11 protein-coding genes are annotated in these 18,255 nt (G+C 70.9%); 6 read left to right on the forward strand and 5 right to left on the reverse strand.

Annotation, left to right across the window (positions count from 1 at the left end; all coding sequences use genetic code 11):
• Window positions 1-463: 463 nt before the first annotated feature.
• The gene (locus WMF36_RS11760) at window positions 464-4,393 is read right to left on the reverse strand and encodes a protein kinase domain-containing protein (RefSeq protein ID WP_437579691.1); all 3,930 of its coding nucleotides are present in this window, start codon (window positions 4,391-4,393) and stop codon (window positions 464-466) included.
• Between the two features lie 141 nt (window positions 4,394-4,534).
• Between WMF36_RS11760 and WMF36_RS11765 the strand changes: the two genes are divergently transcribed.
• On the forward strand, window positions 4,535-4,678 hold the full coding sequence (locus tag WMF36_RS11765; RefSeq protein ID WP_437579692.1) for a hypothetical protein: 144 nt from the start codon (window positions 4,535-4,537) through the stop codon (window positions 4,676-4,678).
• 6 nt (window positions 4,679-4,684) lie between these two features.
• Here WMF36_RS11765 and WMF36_RS11770 read toward each other — a convergent pair whose 3' ends face one another.
• Together WMF36_RS11770 and WMF36_RS11775 are read right to left on the reverse strand one after the other, a co-directional pair.
• Window positions 4,685-5,065: a hypothetical protein gene (locus WMF36_RS11770; protein WP_437579693.1), complete on the reverse strand. Its 381-nt coding sequence runs from the start codon at window positions 5,063-5,065 to the stop codon at window positions 4,685-4,687.
• A 383-nt stretch (window positions 5,066-5,448) separates the two neighbouring features.
• The gene (locus tag WMF36_RS11775; protein WP_437579694.1) at window positions 5,449-7,014 is read right to left on the reverse strand and encodes an AbgT family transporter; all 1,566 of its coding nucleotides are present in this window, start codon (window positions 7,012-7,014) and stop codon (window positions 5,449-5,451) included.
• A 210-nt stretch (window positions 7,015-7,224) separates the two neighbouring features.
• Between WMF36_RS11775 and WMF36_RS11780 the strand changes: the two genes are divergently transcribed.
• From WMF36_RS11780 to ssuD, 5 genes are all read left to right on the forward strand, one after another.
• Complete coding sequence (locus tag WMF36_RS11780; RefSeq protein ID WP_437579695.1) at window positions 7,225-12,240, forward strand: AAA family ATPase; 5,016 nt, start codon at window positions 7,225-7,227, stop codon at window positions 12,238-12,240.
• A gap of 106 nt (window positions 12,241-12,346) precedes the next feature.
• The gene (locus WMF36_RS11785; protein WP_437579696.1) at window positions 12,347-13,045 is read left to right on the forward strand and encodes a methyltransferase; all 699 of its coding nucleotides are present in this window, start codon (window positions 12,347-12,349) and stop codon (window positions 13,043-13,045) included.
• Between the two features lie 37 nt (window positions 13,046-13,082).
• Window positions 13,083-13,856: a class I SAM-dependent methyltransferase gene (locus tag WMF36_RS11790; RefSeq protein WP_437581896.1), complete on the forward strand. Its 774-nt coding sequence runs from the start codon at window positions 13,083-13,085 to the stop codon at window positions 13,854-13,856.
• A 76-nt stretch (window positions 13,857-13,932) separates the two neighbouring features.
• Complete coding sequence (locus WMF36_RS11795; protein WP_437579697.1) at window positions 13,933-14,721, forward strand: SAM-dependent methyltransferase; 789 nt, start codon at window positions 13,933-13,935, stop codon at window positions 14,719-14,721.
• A 203-nt stretch (window positions 14,722-14,924) separates the two neighbouring features.
• The gene (gene ssuD, locus WMF36_RS11800; protein ID WP_437579698.1) at window positions 14,925-16,064 is read left to right on the forward strand and encodes an FMNH2-dependent alkanesulfonate monooxygenase; all 1,140 of its coding nucleotides are present in this window, start codon (window positions 14,925-14,927) and stop codon (window positions 16,062-16,064) included.
• A 74-nt stretch (window positions 16,065-16,138) separates the two neighbouring features.
• Here ssuD and WMF36_RS11805 read toward each other — a convergent pair whose 3' ends face one another.
• Window positions 16,139-17,281, reverse strand: coding sequence for a sigma 54-interacting transcriptional regulator (locus WMF36_RS11805; RefSeq protein ID WP_437579699.1), 1,143 nt, complete (start codon window positions 17,279-17,281; stop codon window positions 16,139-16,141).
• Between the two features lie 160 nt (window positions 17,282-17,441).
• Window positions 17,442-18,008 carry an NADPH-dependent FMN reductase gene (gene ssuE, locus WMF36_RS11810; RefSeq protein WP_437579700.1) on the reverse strand — a complete coding sequence of 189 codons (567 nt, stop codon included), beginning with the start codon at window positions 18,006-18,008 and terminating at the stop codon, window positions 17,442-17,444.
• Between the last annotated feature and the right edge of the window lie 247 nt (window positions 18,009-18,255).

The raw sequence follows: 18,255 nt of genomic DNA on the forward strand, positions 1-18,255 counted from the left end.
AGTCGGCGTGGACGACAGCGCGTGTCGAGCGTTCTCGCTCACAGGACCATGGCGCTGTGAAGATCGGCGGAGCCGCAGAATCTGTGGTGCATGGTAGGGAGATGCCATGACGGCGCGCCGGTGTCCCGCCGCGACGCACGGCCGCCGCCCGTGGCATGTTGGGCAGCTCGCTGTACCGTTTGGCTGAAACTTTGTGTCTCGTGGGAGATAGGGAATCAACGCAAAGACGTACCTCGATCAGCCCCGGGCCTCCAAGGGGACGATGCACCTCGATCGCAGGGTCGACGACGACCTTGGGAATCTCCTCCTCGGTCATTCTCTCTCTGCCTTTTTGCGTCTTTGCGCCTTGGCGCCTTGGCGTTGAATTCCGAGATTCGTCGACGACGTCGGCTGGAGGCACGACTCGCCCCCCGGCGAGTTGACAAGCTGCCATCCGGCGCCCTCCGCCAAAGTGACTTCTTGGTCAGCTGTCGCGCTCGCCCAGCCACGCGCCGGCGAGGGCGAGCGTGCGGGCGTGATCGTGCACGTTCTCCAGGAATCCTGCCCGCCACGCGGGGTCCGCGATCCGCGCCGCCCGCTCCAGCAGCCGGCCGCGGGCGGTGGCGATCGCGGCGCGGGCCTCCCCGTGCGCGCCGCACGCCTCCAGGGCCTCCGCGCGCACCAGGTAGATCTGCGACTCGCCCTCCTCGAGGTGGCCCTGCGCGGCGATGATCGGGGCGGCGAGCTCCGCGGCCCGGTTCGCGGCTTCGAGCGCCTCGGCGGCGCGCCCCGCGGCGAGCAGCACGCCCGCGAGCGTGCCCAGAGCGCAGGGGATGAGCGGCGGCACGTCCGCCAGGAGCTCGCAGCCGCGGCGCGCCTCCGCCTCGGCGCGAGCGAGATCCCCCGCGAGGCGAGCCACGTCCGCGAGATAGACGTAGGTGCCCCCCTCCATGCGCCGATCGCCCGAGGCCACGAACGACCGGAGCGCGTCGTCCAGCAGGGCGCGCGCCTCGTCGAGCTCGCCGAGGTAGCTGAGCGTTCGGCCGAGGTTCTCCTTCGCGAACGCCACCATGTACAGCAGGCCGAGCCGCTCCGTGTCGGCGATCGCGGCGCGGAGCAGGCGCGCGGCGTCGGCGTACGCGCCGAGCTCGTTGCAGAAGTGACCGGCGTTGCCGCGCGCGCCGCAGGCGCCGCGCACGTCGCCCGCCGCCTCGAAGGTGCGGATCGACACCTCGCCGAGCTCCCGGGCCGTGCCGACGTCCCCGGCCAGGATCGCGCAATGCGTGCGCAGCCGCAGGACCGGCGCGCTCACGGTCGGGTCGTGCTCGAAGCGCGCGAAGGAGGCGTCGATGCGCGACGACAGCGCCTCCGTCTCCTCGCTCCGGCCCTTCTTGTAGAGCAGGACCATGGCCGCCTGCGCCATGGCGACGAGCTCGGGCCCGGTCGTCGACTCCGCCGACCACCGAGCGCACAGCGTCCTCGCGAGCGCGACGACGCCGTCCTCGCGCCCCACCAGATGGGAGGTCCAGAGCGCCACGCACGCCGCGCGGCACCACGGCGCGCCCCCCTCGGGCAGCGCCGACATCGCCCTCGTCGCGTGCAGCTCGGCCGCCGCGCTCTCGCCCCGGTACTGGTACGCCTCCGCCTGGACGGCCTCGATCTCGCCGAGCGCCTCGCCGGCCGCGCCGCACGCGATCGCGCGCTCGGCGCGCCCGATCGCCGCCGCGTAGTCGTTGCCGCCGAGCGCCTGCTCGGCCGCCCGGCGGTAGCAGCCGATCGCGCGCTCGAGCTCGCCGCCGCGCTCGAAGTGGGTGGCGAGGACCATGGCGTCGGTCTCGCCGGCCTCGGCGAGCCACGCGCCCGCGAGGCGGTGGCCGAGCCGCCGGTCCTCTTCGGTCAGCATCTCGTAGGCCGCGTCGCGCACGAGCGCGTGCCGGAAGGCGTACTCCACCTCGCCCTGGAACGTCGACTCGTGCACGCGCGTGATGAGCTCGCTCCGCGCGAGCTCCGCCAGGCACGCGTCGAGGTGCGCCTCGCTCGCCTCGGCCCCGAGCAGCGCGCCCGCCGCGCCGCGCCAGAACGCGCCCCCGAGCACGCTGCCCGCGCGCAGCACCCGCCGCGCGTCCGGCGCCAGCCCCTCCAGGCGCGACTGCATCATCGCGAGCACCGTCTCCGGGACGCCGCCGCCGTGGCCCTCCGCCGCGGCGCGCACGAGCTCCTCCAGGAAGAACGCGTTGCCCCCGGAGCGGTCGACGATCCGCGCGACGCCCTCGGCGTCGAGCCCCCCGAGCGCCTCGCCGACGAGCTTCTCGCACGTCCTCCGCGAGAGCGCCGTCAGCCGCAGATCCGTCAGCGCCCGCTTGCTCCACAGGTCCGGGAAGGCCTCGCGCACCTCGGGGCGCGCGAGCGCCAGCACCATCAGCCGCTCGCCCTCGAGGACCCGGAGCGCCGCGTCGACGTACTCGACCGTGGGCCGGTCGCCCCAGTGCAGGTCCTCCAGCACGAGCAGCAGCGGTCGCGCCCGGGACTCGGCGCGCGCGAGCTCCACCCACGCGGCCTGCATCTGGTCGCCCATGAGCTTCGCGTCCTGCCGCGCCGCCCGGAGCAGCACGCTGTCGTCCGCCGGGAAGGGCGTGCCCGCCATCTCGCCCAGGAACTCGGCGACCTGCCGCCGCAGCGGCTCGGCGACGTTCACCGCCACGCGCGCGGCGAGCTTCTGCCGCCGCGCGTCGAGCGGCTCGCCGTCGAGCAGCCGCGCGGCGCGGCGGACCCCCTGGCCGAGCAGGCCGAACGGCGCGCCCACCCGCATCGGATCACCGCGCGCGATCCAGAGCTCGAAGGGCTCGCCGCGCGCGCCGAGGCGCCGCACGAGCTCGTGGCGCAGGCGCGACTTGCCCACGCCGGCCTCCGCCGTGACCAGCACCGCGCGGGCCTCGGACTCGGCCACGCACTCGTCGAAGGTCGCCTGGAGGAGGAGCAGCTCGCGCTCCCGCCCCACGCACCGCGTCGGCTTGCCGAGCAGCTTGCGCGCCTCGTCGGCGGGCTCGAGCTCGCCGACGAGCGCGAGCCCCACGCCGTCGAGGGCCACCTCGAAGCGGTCGCCCAGGAGATCCGCGGTCATCCGGTCGAGGAGGACGGGGACCGCGTCGGCCGAGCTCGCCGCGAGCAGCGCGCTCGCGCGGTCGATGACCTGCCCCATCGGCTGCGTCTTCTCGAGCTCGTCCCAGCCGGTCGTGAGCGCCACGCGCGCGCGGGGCAGGAGGTCGCGGAGGGCGAGGGCGCAGCGCGCGGCGTTCACGGCGAGATCCGTCGGCGAGCCGGCGCCGGAGAGGACGGTCGCGAGGGAGCCGTCCCGGAGCAGCTCGAGCTGCGCGCCGTGCCGGGCGGCGACCTGCCGGAGCGCCTGCGACGTGTCGAAGAGCGTGGTGAGCAGCGGGGCGTCGCTGAGCGAGGCGGTGATCTCGCACGAGTCGACGCGCGCGGGGATCCGGCCGCCGCCGGCCGCGTCGGACGCGAGGATCACGCTGACGAGGCGCCGCTCGCGGCGCGTCAGGCCGGCGACCGAGGCGGGCGCGCTCGAGGACGACTCGGCGACGCGCTCGGCGAGCGCGCGCAGCTCGTCGAGGACGGCCCGCGCGGCGGGGCGCTCCTCCGGCCGCTTGGCGAGCAGCCGCGTCACGAAGGCGTCGAGCTCCCGCGGCAGCCCGGGCACCAGCGCGCTCGGGCGCGGGGCCTCCTCGAAGACCACCCGGGCCAGCAGGGCGAGCGGGTGCGACGCGGCGAAGGGCGGCCGGCCGGTCAGGCAGGCGAACAGGACGCACCCGAGCGAGTAGATGTCCGCGCGCGCGTCGACCTCGCGCTCGCCGACCACCTGCTCGGGCGCCATGAACGACGGCGTGCCCACCGTCGCGCCGGTGCGCGTCAGCGAGGACGTCGCGTCCTCGAGGCGCGCGAGGCCGAAGTCGACGAGGGTCGTCCGCTCGATCTCGCCGCCCGGGAGGAAGAGGTTCTGGGGCTTGATGTCGCGGTGGATGACGCCCTGCGCGTGCGCGAACGCGAGCCCCTCGGCCACCCGCAAAAGGAGCCTGAGCGCGGCGATCTGCTCCATCCGGCCCCGGGAGAGCCGCGCCCCGAGGTCTTCCCCTTCGAGCCACTCCATCACGAGGTAGAGCTCGCCGTCCGGCGTCGTCCCGTGGGCGACGTACTGGACGATACACGGGTGCGACAGGCTGGCCAGCGCGCGCGCCTCGCGGGCGAACCGGCTGCGCTTCTCGTCGGTCGGCTCCCTGAGGACCTTGATGGCCACCGGCGCGCCGCTCGCGTCGTCGCGCGCGCGATAAATGGTGCCGAGGCCGCCCTTCCCGGCCTGCCGCTCGATCGTGTAGCGCGCCCCCAAGCGCTCCCCCGGTGTCATCGGGGCCAGAGTATCTCATGGAATGAGGGCGTATCCGCCAGCGGCAATCGGCGCCGGCGGCCCACGAGGCCACGCCTCGCCGGGGTCGCGACGAGGCTTGAACGACGGCCATCACCTCTTCTATTGTATTGCTGCCCCGGGGTGCCGGAGCTCACCGGTGCGCTGCCGCCCATCGCCGCGCAGGCCCGGACGTGGCATTACCTCGACCCGTGCGAGCTGCTCGCGGCCGACGCGCGCAGCGAGCTGCGCCCCGAGCTCCGCGAGCGCGACGCGGGAGACGGGTGACGCGGCTCAGCGGCGCTCTGCGTCAGCGCCCGTCTCGTCACGATCCCCGGCGCGGGCCGCGTGGAAGGCCGCGTCCAGCCGCGCCGCCTCGCGCGCCGCCTCGCCGGCCGGCAGGCCGCGCCCTCCTGCGGCGGCGACGATCGCCTTCCGGAACTGCGCGCCGGCCCGGCGGTATTCGAGCGTGACGAGGGTCAAGCAGAAGGCGACGAGCAGCACGTCGCGGGCGTTCGGTGACGGTAGAGACCAGGCGAGCCAGCCGGTGGCGATGGCGAGCAGCGCGCCGCAGAGACCCCAGGACTCGGAGCGCTCAGCGCTCCCGACCACCGCCGCGGCGGCCAGCGTCCCCGCGACGGAGGGTGGCGGCTCGGCATCCTTGTCGGAGGGCACTCGCCCCCTTGCGCCCTGAGCGTCTGGCGCGCCGCCGCCGGCCATGGGGGGTGCCGAGGACACCACGACAGCGTTCGATGCCGCACCGCGATGCATTGAGCTCATACAAACACCCTCCTCGCTTTGCCGTCCAGCCCTGCACAATGTCCGCGCTTGCACGCCGCGCGCCGTCGCGTAAATACGCGAGCACACTAGAGGATCTCACGGCTGAGGCCGCATCGCATGCGCATTGGTCGCGCGGGGCACGCAATTGGTGCGCGTTCGTCGAGATCTCGGCCTGGCCGAGGCGCACCGAGGGCGCAGAGGTGGGTGGACGTCGCTCGCTCCCTCTCCTCCGCGAGCGCGCGGCGCAGCCCGGGCTCCGCGGCGGGGAGCGCAGGCGATCAGGGGTAGACGTAGGGCGCGTCCAGCCCGAGCGGGAGCCCGAGCTGCCAGTAGGCGAGGAGGAACAGGCTCCACGCGACGAGGAACGTCACGGAGTAAGGCAGCATCAGCGCCATGAGCGTGCCAATCCCGGTGCCCTTCACGTACTTCTGGCAGAACACCACCACCAGGGGGAAATACACCATGAGCGGCGTGATGATGTTCGTTGTCGAGTCGCCGACGCGATAGGCCGCCTGGGTGAGCTCCGGCGAGATGCCGAGCGACATGAGCATGGGCACGAAGATCGGCGCGAGCAGCGCCCATTTCGCCGACGCGGAGCCGATGAGGAGGTTCACGGTCGCGGTGAGGAGGATGATGCCCACGATGGTCACCGTGCTCGGGAGCGCCATGGCCTGCAGCGTCGCAGCGCCCTTGAGCGCCAGGAGCGCGCCGAGGTTCGACTTGTTGAACAGGTAGATGAACTGCGCGGCGAAGAAGGCCATGACCAGGTAATAGGCCATCGTGCCCATCGTCTTGCTCATCCCGCCGATCACGTCACGGTGGCTCGTGAACGTGCCCGCCGTGTAGCCGTAGACGATCCCGGGGAGCAGAAAGAACAGGAAGATGAGCGGCACGATCGCGGTCATGAGCGGCGCCGTGCTGCTCGTCAGTTGACCGTCCGGCGCGCGCAGCGGCGACGACGCGGGCGCGCTCGCGGCGACGAGCAGGGCGACGCACAGCGCCATCGCCGCGAGCCCCGCCCAGAGCGCGCGCGCCTCGCGCGGCGTGAGCTCCGCCACGCGCGGCTCCTGCTCCGGCGCGGCGTCGACGGGCGTGCGGGCGAGGCGCGGCTCGATCACACGGTCGGTGATGAACCAGCCGAGCCCGACGATCAGCAGGCAGGAGGCGCTGCAGAAGAACCAGTTGCAGAGCGGGTTGACGGTGCGCTTCGGATCGAGGATGCCGGCGCCGGCCTGGGTCAGGCCCTGCAGCAGCGGGTCGAGGCTGGAAGGGATGAAGTTGGCGCTGAAGCCCCCCGAGACGCCCGCGAACGCCGCGGAGATGCCCGCGAGCGGGTGCCGGCCAGCGGCCTGGAAGATGACCGCGGCGAGCGGGATGACGAGCACGTAGCCCGCGTCGGCCGCCGTGTGGCTGATGATGGCCACGACGATCACCATCGGCGTGAGCAGCACCCTCGGGGTGATCGCGAGGAGCTTCTTCAGACCGGCGTTGATGAACCCCGAGTGCTCGGCGATGCCGACGCCGAGCAAGGCGACGAGCACCACGCCGAGCGGATGGAAGCCCGTGAAGGTCGGGACCATGCTCGCGAGGAACTCGGTGACGGCCTTGCCCGAGAGCTGGCTCTGGACCTGGAGCGGCTGCTTCGTCCTCGGGTCGATCTCGCTGAACTGGAGCGGCGCGAGCGCAGCGGACAAGACCACGACCACGGCGGCGAGCACGACGAAGAGCAGCGCGGGATCGGGGAGCTTGTTGCCCGCCCTCTCGAGCGCGTCGAGGGCGCGGCTCGCCCGGCCCGCCCGCGCTTCGAGCGGGGCCGGAGGGAGCTCGGGTTGCTTGCTGGACATGCGCGCATCGTAAGGCGATCCGCCCGGCGCGTCGCCGGTTTCGTAATGGACGGCCCATACCGTCTCCGTCGGACGCGACCGGGCGCTCGCGAAGCGACGCGGCCCCGACTCCACACCTCTTTCCGTCGGTAGTTCACACGGGGCTGTTCAACAGGGCAGGTGGAACTCAAGCCTTCAGCTGCTGTACGATGGCCCAGAGGGGCTCGTTACATGCTAATTCTTCAGGATTACACTGCGACGGAAAAAATCTACGAAGGCATCACGTCGGTTCTTTATCGAGGCCACCGGAATGCGGATCAGCTGCCTGTCGCCGTGAAGCTCCTCAAGAGCGAGTACCCAGACCCGCGAGAGCTGGCCAAGATCCGGCACGAGCACGCGGTCATGAGGGACCTTCGTGTCCCGGGCATCCCCGTGGTGATCGAGGTGGGGAAGCACGGGAATGGCCTGGCGCTGATCATGGAGGACAGCGGCGGGCGGTCGCTGAGCGACATGATCCGGTCGCAGCGGCTCAGCCTCGCGCCGGCGCTGCGGATCGTGGCGTCGGTCGCTGACATCATCGACTCGGTTCACCAGCGCCATGTCATTCACAAGGACATCAAGCCGCACAACATCCTCGTCGACCCCGAGACGATGCAGGTCAAGCTGATCGACTTCGGCATCGCCACGCGGCTGTCGCGCGAGAACCAGGTCGCGCTGGCGCCGGACGCCCTGGAGGGGACGCTCGCATACATGTCGCCCGAGCAGACAGGGCGGATGAACCGCGTCGTCGATCATCGCAGCGATCTCTACTCGCTCGGCGTCACCCTGTACGAGGTGCTCACCGGCGCGCTCCCGTTCCAGGCGAACGACGCGATGGAGCTCGTGCACCACCATATCGCGAGGAGGCCCGTGCCGCCGGCGGAGGTCAACGCGCAGCTCCCCCCGATCGTCTCCGATATCGTGATGAAGCTCCTGGCCAAGACCGCCGAGGCGCGTTACCAGAGCGGCGCCGGGCTCAAGGCCGATCTGGAAGACTGCCTGAGCCAGCTGGAGGCGACCGGTCAGATCCAGCCGTTCGTGCTCGGGCGCTCTGACCGCGTCGGCGAGCTCCGGATCATCCAGAAGCTCTATGGCCGGGAGGAGCAGGCGGCGACGCTCCTCGCCGCGTTCGACCGCGCGAGCCGGGGCTCGGTCGAGCTCCTCCTGGTCTCGGGCGAGGCGGGCGTCGGGAAATCCGCCCTGGTGCAGGAGGTCCACAAGGCGATCGCGCACCGCCGCGCGTACTTCATCGAGGGCGCGTTCGCGCAGAACGGCCGCAGCGCCCCGTATGCCTCCGTGGCGAGCGCGCTCCGGAGCCTCGTCCGGAATCTCCTGGCAGAGCGCACCGACGCCCTCGAGCTCTGGAAGGCGAAGCTGCTCGAGGCGCTCGGCCCGAACGGCCAGGTGCTCATCGATCTCGTCCCCGAGCTCGATCTCGTCATCGGCCCCCAGCCGGCCGTCGCCGAGCTCGGACCTACCGAGTCCCAGAACCGGTTCAATCTGGTGTTCCAGAACTTCCTCCGCATCTTCGCGACGCGGGAGCACCCCGTCGTGCTCGCGCTCGAGGACCTCCAGTGGGCGGACGCGGCCTCGCTCAACCTGATCCACACGCTGATGACCGGGCCGGGCACCGCGCATCTCCTGGTCATCGGCACGACCCGGGAGGGCGAGGTCGCCGCGGCCCACCCGCTGCGCCTCCTCGGCGACGCGCTGCGGAGCGCGAGCGTCGCCGTCCACACGATCGCGATCGAGCCGCTAGAGCGGCCCGCCGTCGCGCAGGTCGTGGCCGATGCGCTGGACTGCGCGGTGGAGCAGGCGGCGCCGCTCTCGGAGGTCGTCTTCGAGAAGACCCGCGGGAACCCGTTCTTCGTGAACCAGTTCCTGCGGGCGCTCCGCCAGGAGGAGCTCCTGCGCTTCGACGCGCGCTCCCGTTCCTGGACATGGGATCTCGCGCCGATCCAGGCGATGAAGATCACCGACAACGTGGTGGCGCTCATGGCGGGCAAGCTCCAGGAGCTCGCGCCGGACACGCAGCGCGCCCTGATGCTCGCGGCGTGCCTGGGCCACGAGTTCGAGCTGGAGGTGCTCTCGGTCCTCTGCGATCGATCGCGCCGGGACACGGCCGCCGACCTCTGGGAGGCCCTGCGGGACGGGCTCATCCATCCCACGGGCAGCGAGTACCGCTTCGTCCACGGCCCGGCGCGCAGCGACGCGGCGGGCGACGTGCCTTCGACCCGCTTCAACGTCTCCTACCGGTTCTTGCACGATCGCGTCCAGCAGGCCGCGTACTCGCTGCTCGACGACGAGCGCCGGAAGGCCGCGCACCTACGGATCGGCAGGCTGCTCCTGGCCAAGGCCGGCAGCAGCCCGCGCGACGACGCGCTGTTCACCGTCGCCAACCAGGTGAACCTCGCCGCCGACCTGATCTTTGAGCCGGGCGAGCGCGTCGAGTTCGCCAGGCTGAACCTGGCCGCGGGGAGGCGGGCGAAGGCGGCGAACGCCCACCAGGCGGCCGCCGACTACCTCACGGCCGGGACATCGCTGCTCGGCGAGGCGTCCTGGGAGCGCGACGGCGCCCTGATGTTCGCGCTCTGCGTGACACGCGCCGAGTGCGAGTACATGTGCGGTCATTTCGATCGCGCCGAGTCGCTCTTCGATCTCCTGCTGTCCCGCGCGAGCTCCACGCTGGAGCGAGCGCAGGTCCATAACCTGCGGATCATCCTCTATCTCACCCTGTTCAAGGTCGCGGACTGCATGAGCGTCGGGCGCGCTGGCCTCGCGCTGTTCGGGATCGAGCTGCCTCGCTCCGAGGAGCAGTACCAGGCGGCGCTCGATGCGGAGCTCGCGGAGGTGCCCGTCCACCTGGGGAGCCGGCGGATCGAGGAGCTGGTCGACGCGCCGGAGCTCGAAGACCAGGAGACGCTGACCGTCCTGGAGCTGCTGACGAACCTCTCCTCGCCGGCCTACCTCACCGACGCGAGGCTCGCGGCGCTCGTCACGGCGAAGCAGGTCAACCTCTCGCTCAGGCACGGTCACTCGGAGGTGTCGGCGTTCGGCTTCGTGCTGTATGGCCTCTACATGGCCGTGCTGCGCGATCGGTACGACGAGGCGCAGCGGTTCGGGCGGCTCGGGCTCGCCCTCGACCGGCGGTTCAATAACGTCGAGCTGGCCTGCAAGATCCACTTCACGTTCGGCGTCTACGCCCATTTCTTCTCCCCGCTGAGCGAGACGATCGAGCTCCTCCGGCGCGCGCTCGAGGCAGGGATGGTGTCCGCGGACTTCCCCTATCTCTCCTACACGTGCAACGCGATCGTCATCGCGCGGCTCGGGCTCGGCGAGGAGCTCGCGTCGGTCAGGAAGGAGCTCGATCGCTTCCTGGGGCTCATGGCGCGGACCAAGAACGCGCTGTCCACGACCTTTCTCACGATCGCGCGGCAGATGGTCGCCTGCCTCGAGGGGCGCACCGAGGGCAGGGCCGCGCTGGGCGACGACGACTTCATGGAAGCGGAGCTCGTGGCGACGTTCAGCGCGCCGAGCGCCATGTTCGCGGCCTGCTGGTATCACGTGGTCAAGCTGCAGCTCCTGTTCCTGGACGAGGAGCACGCCGCCGCGCTCTCGGCGGCGCTGGAGGCCGAGCGGACCCTCGGGAGCAGCATGGGGTATTTCTCCACGACGGAGCTGTCGTTCTACGTCTGCCTGACGCTGACCGCCCTGGGCGAGGACGCCTTGGGGGGGCCGGCGCGGAGCGCGGCGATGCTCGAGGAGCATCACGCGAAGCTCGCGCGCTGGGCCGAGAGCTGCCCGGAGAACTACCGGCACAAGCACCTCCTGGTCGGCGCCGAGCGCTCGCGCCTCTCCGGCGATGAGCTGACATCGATGGCGCGTTACGAGGAGGCGATCGAGGCCGCGCAGCAGAGCGGGTTCACCCGGGACGAGGCGCTCGCGAGCGAGCTTTACGCGAAGTTCCACCTCGCGAAGGGCAGGAACAGGACGGCGCGGTTCTACCTGGCGAGCGCGTGCTACGGGTACGTCCGCTGGGGGGCCACGGCCAAGGCGCAGTCCCTCGTGGACAGGTATCCAGAGCTTGCCCTCCAGCCCGCGGTGGGCTCGGGCCGCGCGGACGGGACGGTATCCTTCACGATGTCGAGCACGAGCTCCTCGAGCGCCAACACAGCGCGCAAAGGGGTGCTCGACGTGACGGCGATGATCCGCGCGGCGCAGGTGATCGCCGGCGAGGTCGAGATCGACAACGTGCTGGAGCAGCTGATGCGGATCGCCGTGGAGAACGCGGGGGCGCGCAAGGGCGCGCTCGTCCTCGATCGCGGCGAGCGGCTCGTGGTCGAGGCGCTCGCGACCGTCGATCCCGACGTGCTCCGCACGGGGATGACGATGCCCGTCGAGGACAGCGCCGACATCGCCGCCTCGGTCGTGCAGTACGTCGCCCGGACCCGAGAGACGGTGATCCTGGTCGACGCGACCGAGGACGGGCGCTTCGCGGCCGATCCGTACATCGTCGCGAGCCGCCCGCGGTCGGTCCTCTGCATGTCGATGATCCACCGAGGCCGGCTCACGGGCGTTCTTTACCTGGAGAACGACGTCATCAGCAATGCGTTCACCGTGGCGCGGATCGAGCTGCTCGGGCTGCTCCTGTCGCAGGCGACCATCGCTGTCGAGAACGCGCTCCTCTACGCGCACTTGCAGCACCGCACCGAGGAGCTGCGGGTGGCCGGCGAGCGGCTGGAGATCGAGCTCGCCGAGCGCGCGCGCTCCGAGCAGACCCGGGCGTCGCTCCAGGAGGAGATCATCCGGGTCCAGAATGACAGGCTGGCCGAGCTGTCCACGCCGCTCATCCCCATCACCGATCGCATCATGGTCATGCCGCTCATCGGGACGATGGACGCGGCGCGCGCGGAGCAGGTGCTGCACACGGCGCTGCAGGGGGTCGGCGCGAACGACACGCAGGTCGTGATCCTCGACATCACCGGCGTCAAATCGATCGACACCAGCGTCGCTGCCTCGCTCATCAGCACGGCGAGCGCCCTCCGGCTGCTCGGGGCGCAGGCGGTGATCACCGGCGTTCGCGGCGACGTCGCGCAGACGCTGGTCGCGCTTGACGTCGATTTTGGGGCCATCGTGACGAAGGGGACCCTGCAAAGCGGGATCGCTTACGCGCTGGAGCAGAGCAGAAGGACTCGCCGCCTGTCCTGAGCGCCGCCCTGGGCGCGCCGCCGATACCGGGGGTCCTCATCGTGGCGCGGACAGGCGGTCGTGCTTTCTCTCTTGTTGCGGCGCGACTCGAACTTATAGTTGAAGAATGGGTCTGAGTGAGCATGCTCGGCGCGATGCCGAGTTGTACGCGATCCGCCGCCGACAGCCGTACGGGATCGACATCGACGGACTTCGGTTGTGCGTCGCAGAGGACGTCTTCCCTCCCGATCTCGGCTACTCGCCGCGCCGGCTCGCGGCCGTCCTCCGGCGGTACACGCCCCGTCGCGCGCTCGACATGGGGTGTGGCTCGGGGTACCTCGCCCTGGTGTTGAGCAAGAACGGAGCCAGGGAGGTCTGGGCGGTGGACAACCATCCACCCGCGATCGCATGCACGACAGAGAACGCGGCGAGGAACCCTCCGCTGCGGGTTCGCGCTGTGGAGAGCGACCTGTTCGCGGCGATCTCGCCTGGCACGACGTTCGACCTCATCGTGTTCAATCAGCCATTTTACCCGAGCACGACCCGGCGAGGCGTCTTCGGTATGAAGCGCGACGGTGGACGGCCCATCATTGAGAGGTTTTTTACCCAGGCGAGAGGCTTCATCACGCCCGAGACCGTCATGCTCATGCCCTTCTCGCAGGTGGCCGGAGAAGAGAACGACCCGGGCGTGGTCGCCGCGCAGCTCGGGTATACGTCCCGGATAGTGCACCGTGAGAGCGACGGCCCTCACGCGCATGTCATCCACGAGATTCGAGCGCCTGGCTCGCGTCCTGATGCCGACAGGAGAGGCCATGTCCTGGTTTGACGTCAGCTGTTACTCTCCCTGCGGGGCGCCGGAGGGAATGCCCGCTCGCCGCCGGAGGCCGCACCGGCTGACGCATCAGGCCTGGGCCCTCGCGTCGAGCCGGTTCGTCCGGAACGACATCCCCCCGATCCTCGACGCGCTCGAGGGGTGCAGGAGGATCCTGGACGTCGGCGGGGGCACCGGGGCGGTCGTGCGGCGCATCGCGGAGCGATTCGGCGGCTGCATCACCGTCGAGCCCGACGCGGCCAACGTCTCTGCGATGGACGAGGAGCGGCGGGAGGACGGCAGGATACGCGTGCTGCACGGCAGAGCGGAGAGCCTGCCGATCGAGGAAGACACGTTTGACGGCGTCGTGTCGACGTGGGTGCTCCACTACGTGGATGACATCGTGGGGGCCGTCCAGGAGATGATCCGGGTGTGCGACAAGCGCGACCCCGGATCGAGGATCGTGATCGTGCAGGGGGCCCCTGATAACGAGATGGTCGACCTGCTGAACAGAAACTGCTGCGCCGTGGCGGGCGACGAGGCAGAGCACCAGGGACATCTGCTCGCGACGGCCGCGGATGTGCTATGGCGCCACGGCTTCAGGAACATGGATATGGCGAGGGTGAACGTCGAGCTGCGTTTCGATGAGGCCGACCTCGAGGAGAGGATAGCGAGGGCCGCGGAGGTCCTGCAGCGGTTCTGGTACGATCGGCATCCGGCGGCGGAGCTCATGAAAAAGAGGCTCTCCGCTGACCTGAGAGCTCGTTTCACGAGGAATCCGACATCCATCGGAGACGACGGGGTCATGATGATCGCGCGTCGATGAGGTGTCGCGCCGGACGGGCGAGCGCCCGTCCGGCGCGACACCTCATCGGCGCGCGACGTGAGATCGGAGGTAGACGATGAGTACTTCAGCATCCGGTAGCCGGCTCGCTGGCGCGAACTCGGCTCGCATGATCGATTACTGGCTCGGCGGCAGGCACTACTTGCCGGTCGACGTCGACGCGGCGAAGGAGTTCGAGGCTGCGTACGGGGACTTCCGAGGCATGTTTCGCGTCCTCCGCCAGTTCATCGGGCGCGCTGCGAGGTCGATCCGCGCGCAGGGGATCGATCAGCTCATCGTCTTCGGGGCGGGGCTGCCGACCTCGGGGAACGTCCACGAGGTAGTGCCTGACGCGCGGGTGCTCTACACCGACATGGATCCCACCAACATCTCGATGGGGCGGGAGATCCTGGCCGACCTGCCGAACGCCGATTACGTCTACTGCGATGCGTCGGACCTGACCACCCTGGATCATGCGTCGGTCGAGCGCGTGCTCGGTCCGATCCGGCGGCTCGGCATCGTCTTCGTGGGCGTCGCCGCCTTCATCTCCGATGACAAGCTGAGGGCGGCGTTCGCGTCGCTGTACGATTGGGCGCCGCCCGGCAGCACCATGGCGCTCGATTTCGACAGCGAGATGGGCCGCCAGTACCCGAAGATCGTCGAGATGCTCGAGGCTCCAGGGCTCAAGTTTCACATGCGCTCCCCGGAGGCCATCCGCTCGCTCCTCGGTCCGTGGCGATTGACGGACGATGGGATCACCCCCGTCTCCGCCTGGCGCAATCAGGGCGAGGATGCGGACTATCCGGCGTTCATGTATGGCTGCATGGTCCACTGTCCGGACGCCGAAGAGGGCCGCCGGGGTTCGTGATGGAGCCTGTCCGGCGTTGCTGCTCCAGCAGCAAGCGCTGCGTGCGGGGTGCTCCTGGAGCAGCAACGACAGAGGCCCGGGCGCGCAGCCGCCTTCAGGTGGCGGCCGGCGATCGCGCGGAGATCCATCGCTCACGGCTGCGGCGCGAGACGTGCTTGCGGGCCTCCGGCCCGGCGAGCCACGGGCGAGGAGCCCGTGTTTTCATGAACGTCTTCTGGTTTCTCCCGACGCACGGTGATGGCCGCTATCTCGGCACCGCCGAGGGGGCGCGCCCCGTCTCGCTCTCTTACCTTCGCCAGATCGCGCAGGCCGCCGACGACCTCGGCTATCACGGCGTGCTGCTCCCCACGGGGAGGTCCTGCGAGGATGCCTGGGCGATCGCGTCGGCGATGATCCCGCTCACGCAGCGGCTCCGGTTCCTTGTCGCGCTGCGGCCGGGGATCGTCTCTCCCACGTGGGCTGCCCGCATGGCGTCCACGGTCGACCGCCTGTCGGGCGGCCGCCTGCTGCTCAACGTGGTGACCGGCGGCGATCCCGCGGAGGCCGAGGGCGATGGCGTCTTTCTCGGCCACGACGAGCGCTATGCGGTGACCGACGAGTTCCTCACCATCTGGCGCCGCGTCATGGCCGGCGAGACGGTCGACTTCGAGGGCAAGCACCTGCGCGTCAAGGGGGCGAAGATCCTCTATCCCCCGATCCAGGCGCCGCACCCGCCGCTCTACATCGGCGGGTCGTCGCCCGCGGGGCACGCCCTGGCAGCGCGCCACCACGACGTCTACCTGACCTGGGGCGAGCCGCCGGCCGCCGTGGCCGAGAAGATCGCGGACGTCCGCCGCCGCGCGGCCGCCGAGGGGCGCGAGGTGCGCTTCGGGATCCGCCTGCACGTCATCGTCCGCGAGACCGCCGAGGCCGCGTGGGCCGCCGCGAACGACCTCATCCGGCACCTCGACGACCGCGCCATCGCCGCGGCGCAGCAGGCGTTCTCGCGCTTCGACTCCGAGGGCCAGCGGCGCATGGCGGCGCTGCACAGCGGGCGGCGCGAGGCGCTCGAGATCAGCCCGAACCTCTGGGCCGGCGTCGGGCTCGTGCGCGGCGGCGCCGGCACGGCGCTCGTGGGCGATCCGGAGACGGTCGCGCGTCGCATGCGAGAGTATGCCGCTCTCGGGATCGACACGTTTATCCTGTCGGGGTATCCGCACCTCGAGGAGGCCTATCGCGTCGCCGAGCTGCTCTTTCCGCGGCTCTCCATCGAGCGGAAGGGGGCCGATGTCCGGCCCAACCTCACGGGGCCGTTCGGCGAGGTGATCGCCAACGACATCCTCCCCCAGCGGTCGCAGAGCTGAGCCGGTCGCAGCGCCGGGCCGCGCGCGGCGCCGAGCTGCGCAGGGCGCCCGCCCCGGCGGCGCGCCCCGCGCGGTCAGGAGTCGAAGGTCAGGAGCTCTCTCACCGCCGCGCGCGCCTCGCCGGCCTTCGACAGTGTGGCTGGAGGCTCCGACGTCGGGGGCGTCGCGAGCTCGCCGGATTGGAGCAGGCGCGCGCGCACGAGGTCGCGGCTGACGCCGAGCCGGTTCGCCGTGTGTCCCAGGTTGCGCTCGCAGCGGCGGTACGCGACGCGGACAACGACCTCCTCGACGCGTTCGTACACGTTGGGATGGTCGCCCTCGAAGAGGGCGGCGATGGTGCTCTCGAGCGTGGCCATCAGCGCGTCGAGGCGGCTCGATGCGCCGGGGAGCGCGAGCGCCGGCGCCTTCGGGGGCAGGCTCGTGAGCCGCAGATCGTTCCCTGTCACGCGGCCTGCGCGGCAGACGAGGAGCGCCTTCTGGATGACGTGCTCGAGCTCGCGGATGTTGCCCGGCCACGGGTGCGCGAGCAGGCGCTCCGCCGCGGACGACGAGAGCACGCACGGCGCGGGGCCGAGGCGGCGCCCGTACATGCCAAGGAAATACCGCGCGAGCGGGAGGACGTCGCCTGGCCGCTCGCGCAGGGCCGGGGCCGCGATCGCCGCGCCGTTCAACCTGGAGAGCAGGTCTTCACGGAACCCGCCGACGGCGACCATGTCCTCGAGTGGGACGCTGGTGGCGGCGATGACGCGCACGTCGGCCGGCACCGGCTGCCGCGCGCCGAGGCGGAGCACCTCGCGCTCCTGCATGACGCGCAGCAGCTTGGCCTGCGCGCCCAGCGGGAGATCTCCGATCTCGTCGAGGTAGAGCGTGCCGCCCTCGGCGGCCTCGATCAGGCTGCGCCTTGGCGCGGGGCCTCTCGCGCCGGTCCCTGGCTCGTGTCCGAAGAGCTCGCCCTCCGCGAGCGCGGGCGACAGCGCCGCGCAGCTCACGGCGATGAAGGGCCGGCTGCGGCGCGCGCCGAGGTCGTGCACGTAGCGCGCGAGGATCTCCTTTCCCGTCCCGGTCTCGCCGGCGAGGAGCACGGCCGCGTCGCCGGTGGCGGCCTGCTTCACGCGCTGGAGCAGCTGCTGCGATCTGCGGTCCTCGAAGACGAGCGCCCTGGCGCGCTCGGTCGGGGCCGTGGTCGATTCCGGGGTGGGGAGCGTGAGCAAGCGCATGGGTCTACCTCGAAGGATCGGGAGTTGTCGGCGCGTGTCCTGGGGTCGAGTCGGATCGATTCCGATCGCGTGCGATTGAGCTCGTTCGAGCCCGAACGCGCGCGATCGAGCGCGATCGAGCGGAAGGGCGCCGTGCGCCGCCTTGCTCCCCGGCCGGATCTCAGGCGGCCACCTCGCGCGCCGGGAGCGCGAGGCCTTCGCGGAGCACGCTGTCGATGAAGGGCCTCACGATCTCCTCCAGCTTGCTCCCGAGCTCGTCGTCGATGTCGAGCAGCCCGTCCTCGCCGAGCCGCAGCGCCTTGTCGAGGAGGAACAGCCCTGCGAGCACGTGCCGGGCGCCGAGCGACTGGAGGACCGGGCGGAGCCCGTAGTCGATGGCGAGCACGTGCGCGAGGGTCCCGCCCGTCGCGAGCGGCAGCACGGCCTTCCCCGCGAGCCCGAACTGCGGCAAGAGGTCGAGGAACGCCTTGAGCACGCCCGTGTACGAGGCCTTGTAGATGGGTGTCGCGATGACGACCCCCGCCGCCTCGGCGACGATCCGCGCCGCGTCCGCCACGGCGGGGGAGTCGACGCGGCCGAAGAGGAGGTCCTCGGCGGGGAGGTCGCGGACTTGGAGGATGGTGACGCGAAACCCCTCGCGCCCGAGCCGCGCCGCGATGCGGGCAGCCAGCGCGGCGGTCTTCGAGCGCGCGGAAACGCTTCCAGTGATGATGGCAATGCCTGACATGGGGCGCGTCATAACAAAGCCCCTCGCCGTTGTCTATCATAACGGATGAATCATCCGTTACAACGGATTGTCCTCGGCGGACCGGCGCTGCCGCCCTGCATGGGAGCCTGTCTGCGCGGGAACGGAGGGCGCGGTCGCGGTGCTCCCTGGCACCTACATGCACCTGCACGGCGCGCGATCGGACCTTGGCAGCGCATCTGCTGTGGTCTCCGTTCCGGTCGTTGCTCATGCCACCTGACTCGTGGAT

Source organism: Sorangium sp. So ce887, from assembly GCF_051521455.1.
Lineage (GTDB): Bacteria > Myxococcota_A > Polyangia > Polyangiales > Polyangiaceae > Sorangium.

What these genes read in the sequence shown, in the direction of transcription:
- WMF36_RS11805 (WP_437579699.1), bottom strand. Translation starts at nt 17,281, where the DNA reads ATGCGCTTGCTCACGCTCCCCACCCCGGAATCGACCACGGCCCCGACC.
- ssuE (WP_437579700.1), bottom strand. Translation starts at nt 18,008, where the DNA reads ATGTCAGGCATTGCCATCATCACTGGAAGCGTTTCCGCGCGCTCGAAG.
- ssuD (WP_437579698.1), top strand. Translation starts at nt 14,925, where the DNA reads ATGAACGTCTTCTGGTTTCTCCCGACGCACGGTGATGGCCGCTATCTC.
- WMF36_RS11795 (WP_437579697.1), top strand. Translation starts at nt 13,933, where the DNA reads ATGAGTACTTCAGCATCCGGTAGCCGGCTCGCTGGCGCGAACTCGGCT.
- WMF36_RS11785 (WP_437579696.1), top strand. Translation starts at nt 12,347, where the DNA reads ATGGGTCTGAGTGAGCATGCTCGGCGCGATGCCGAGTTGTACGCGATC.
- WMF36_RS11780 (WP_437579695.1), top strand. Translation starts at nt 7,225, where the DNA reads ATGCTAATTCTTCAGGATTACACTGCGACGGAAAAAATCTACGAAGGC.
- WMF36_RS11790 (WP_437581896.1), top strand. Translation starts at nt 13,083, where the DNA reads ATGCCCGCTCGCCGCCGGAGGCCGCACCGGCTGACGCATCAGGCCTGG.
- WMF36_RS11760 (WP_437579691.1), bottom strand. Translation starts at nt 4,393, where the DNA reads ATGACACCGGGGGAGCGCTTGGGGGCGCGCTACACGATCGAGCGGCAG.
- WMF36_RS11775 (WP_437579694.1), bottom strand. Translation starts at nt 7,014, where the DNA reads ATGTCCAGCAAGCAACCCGAGCTCCCTCCGGCCCCGCTCGAAGCGCGG.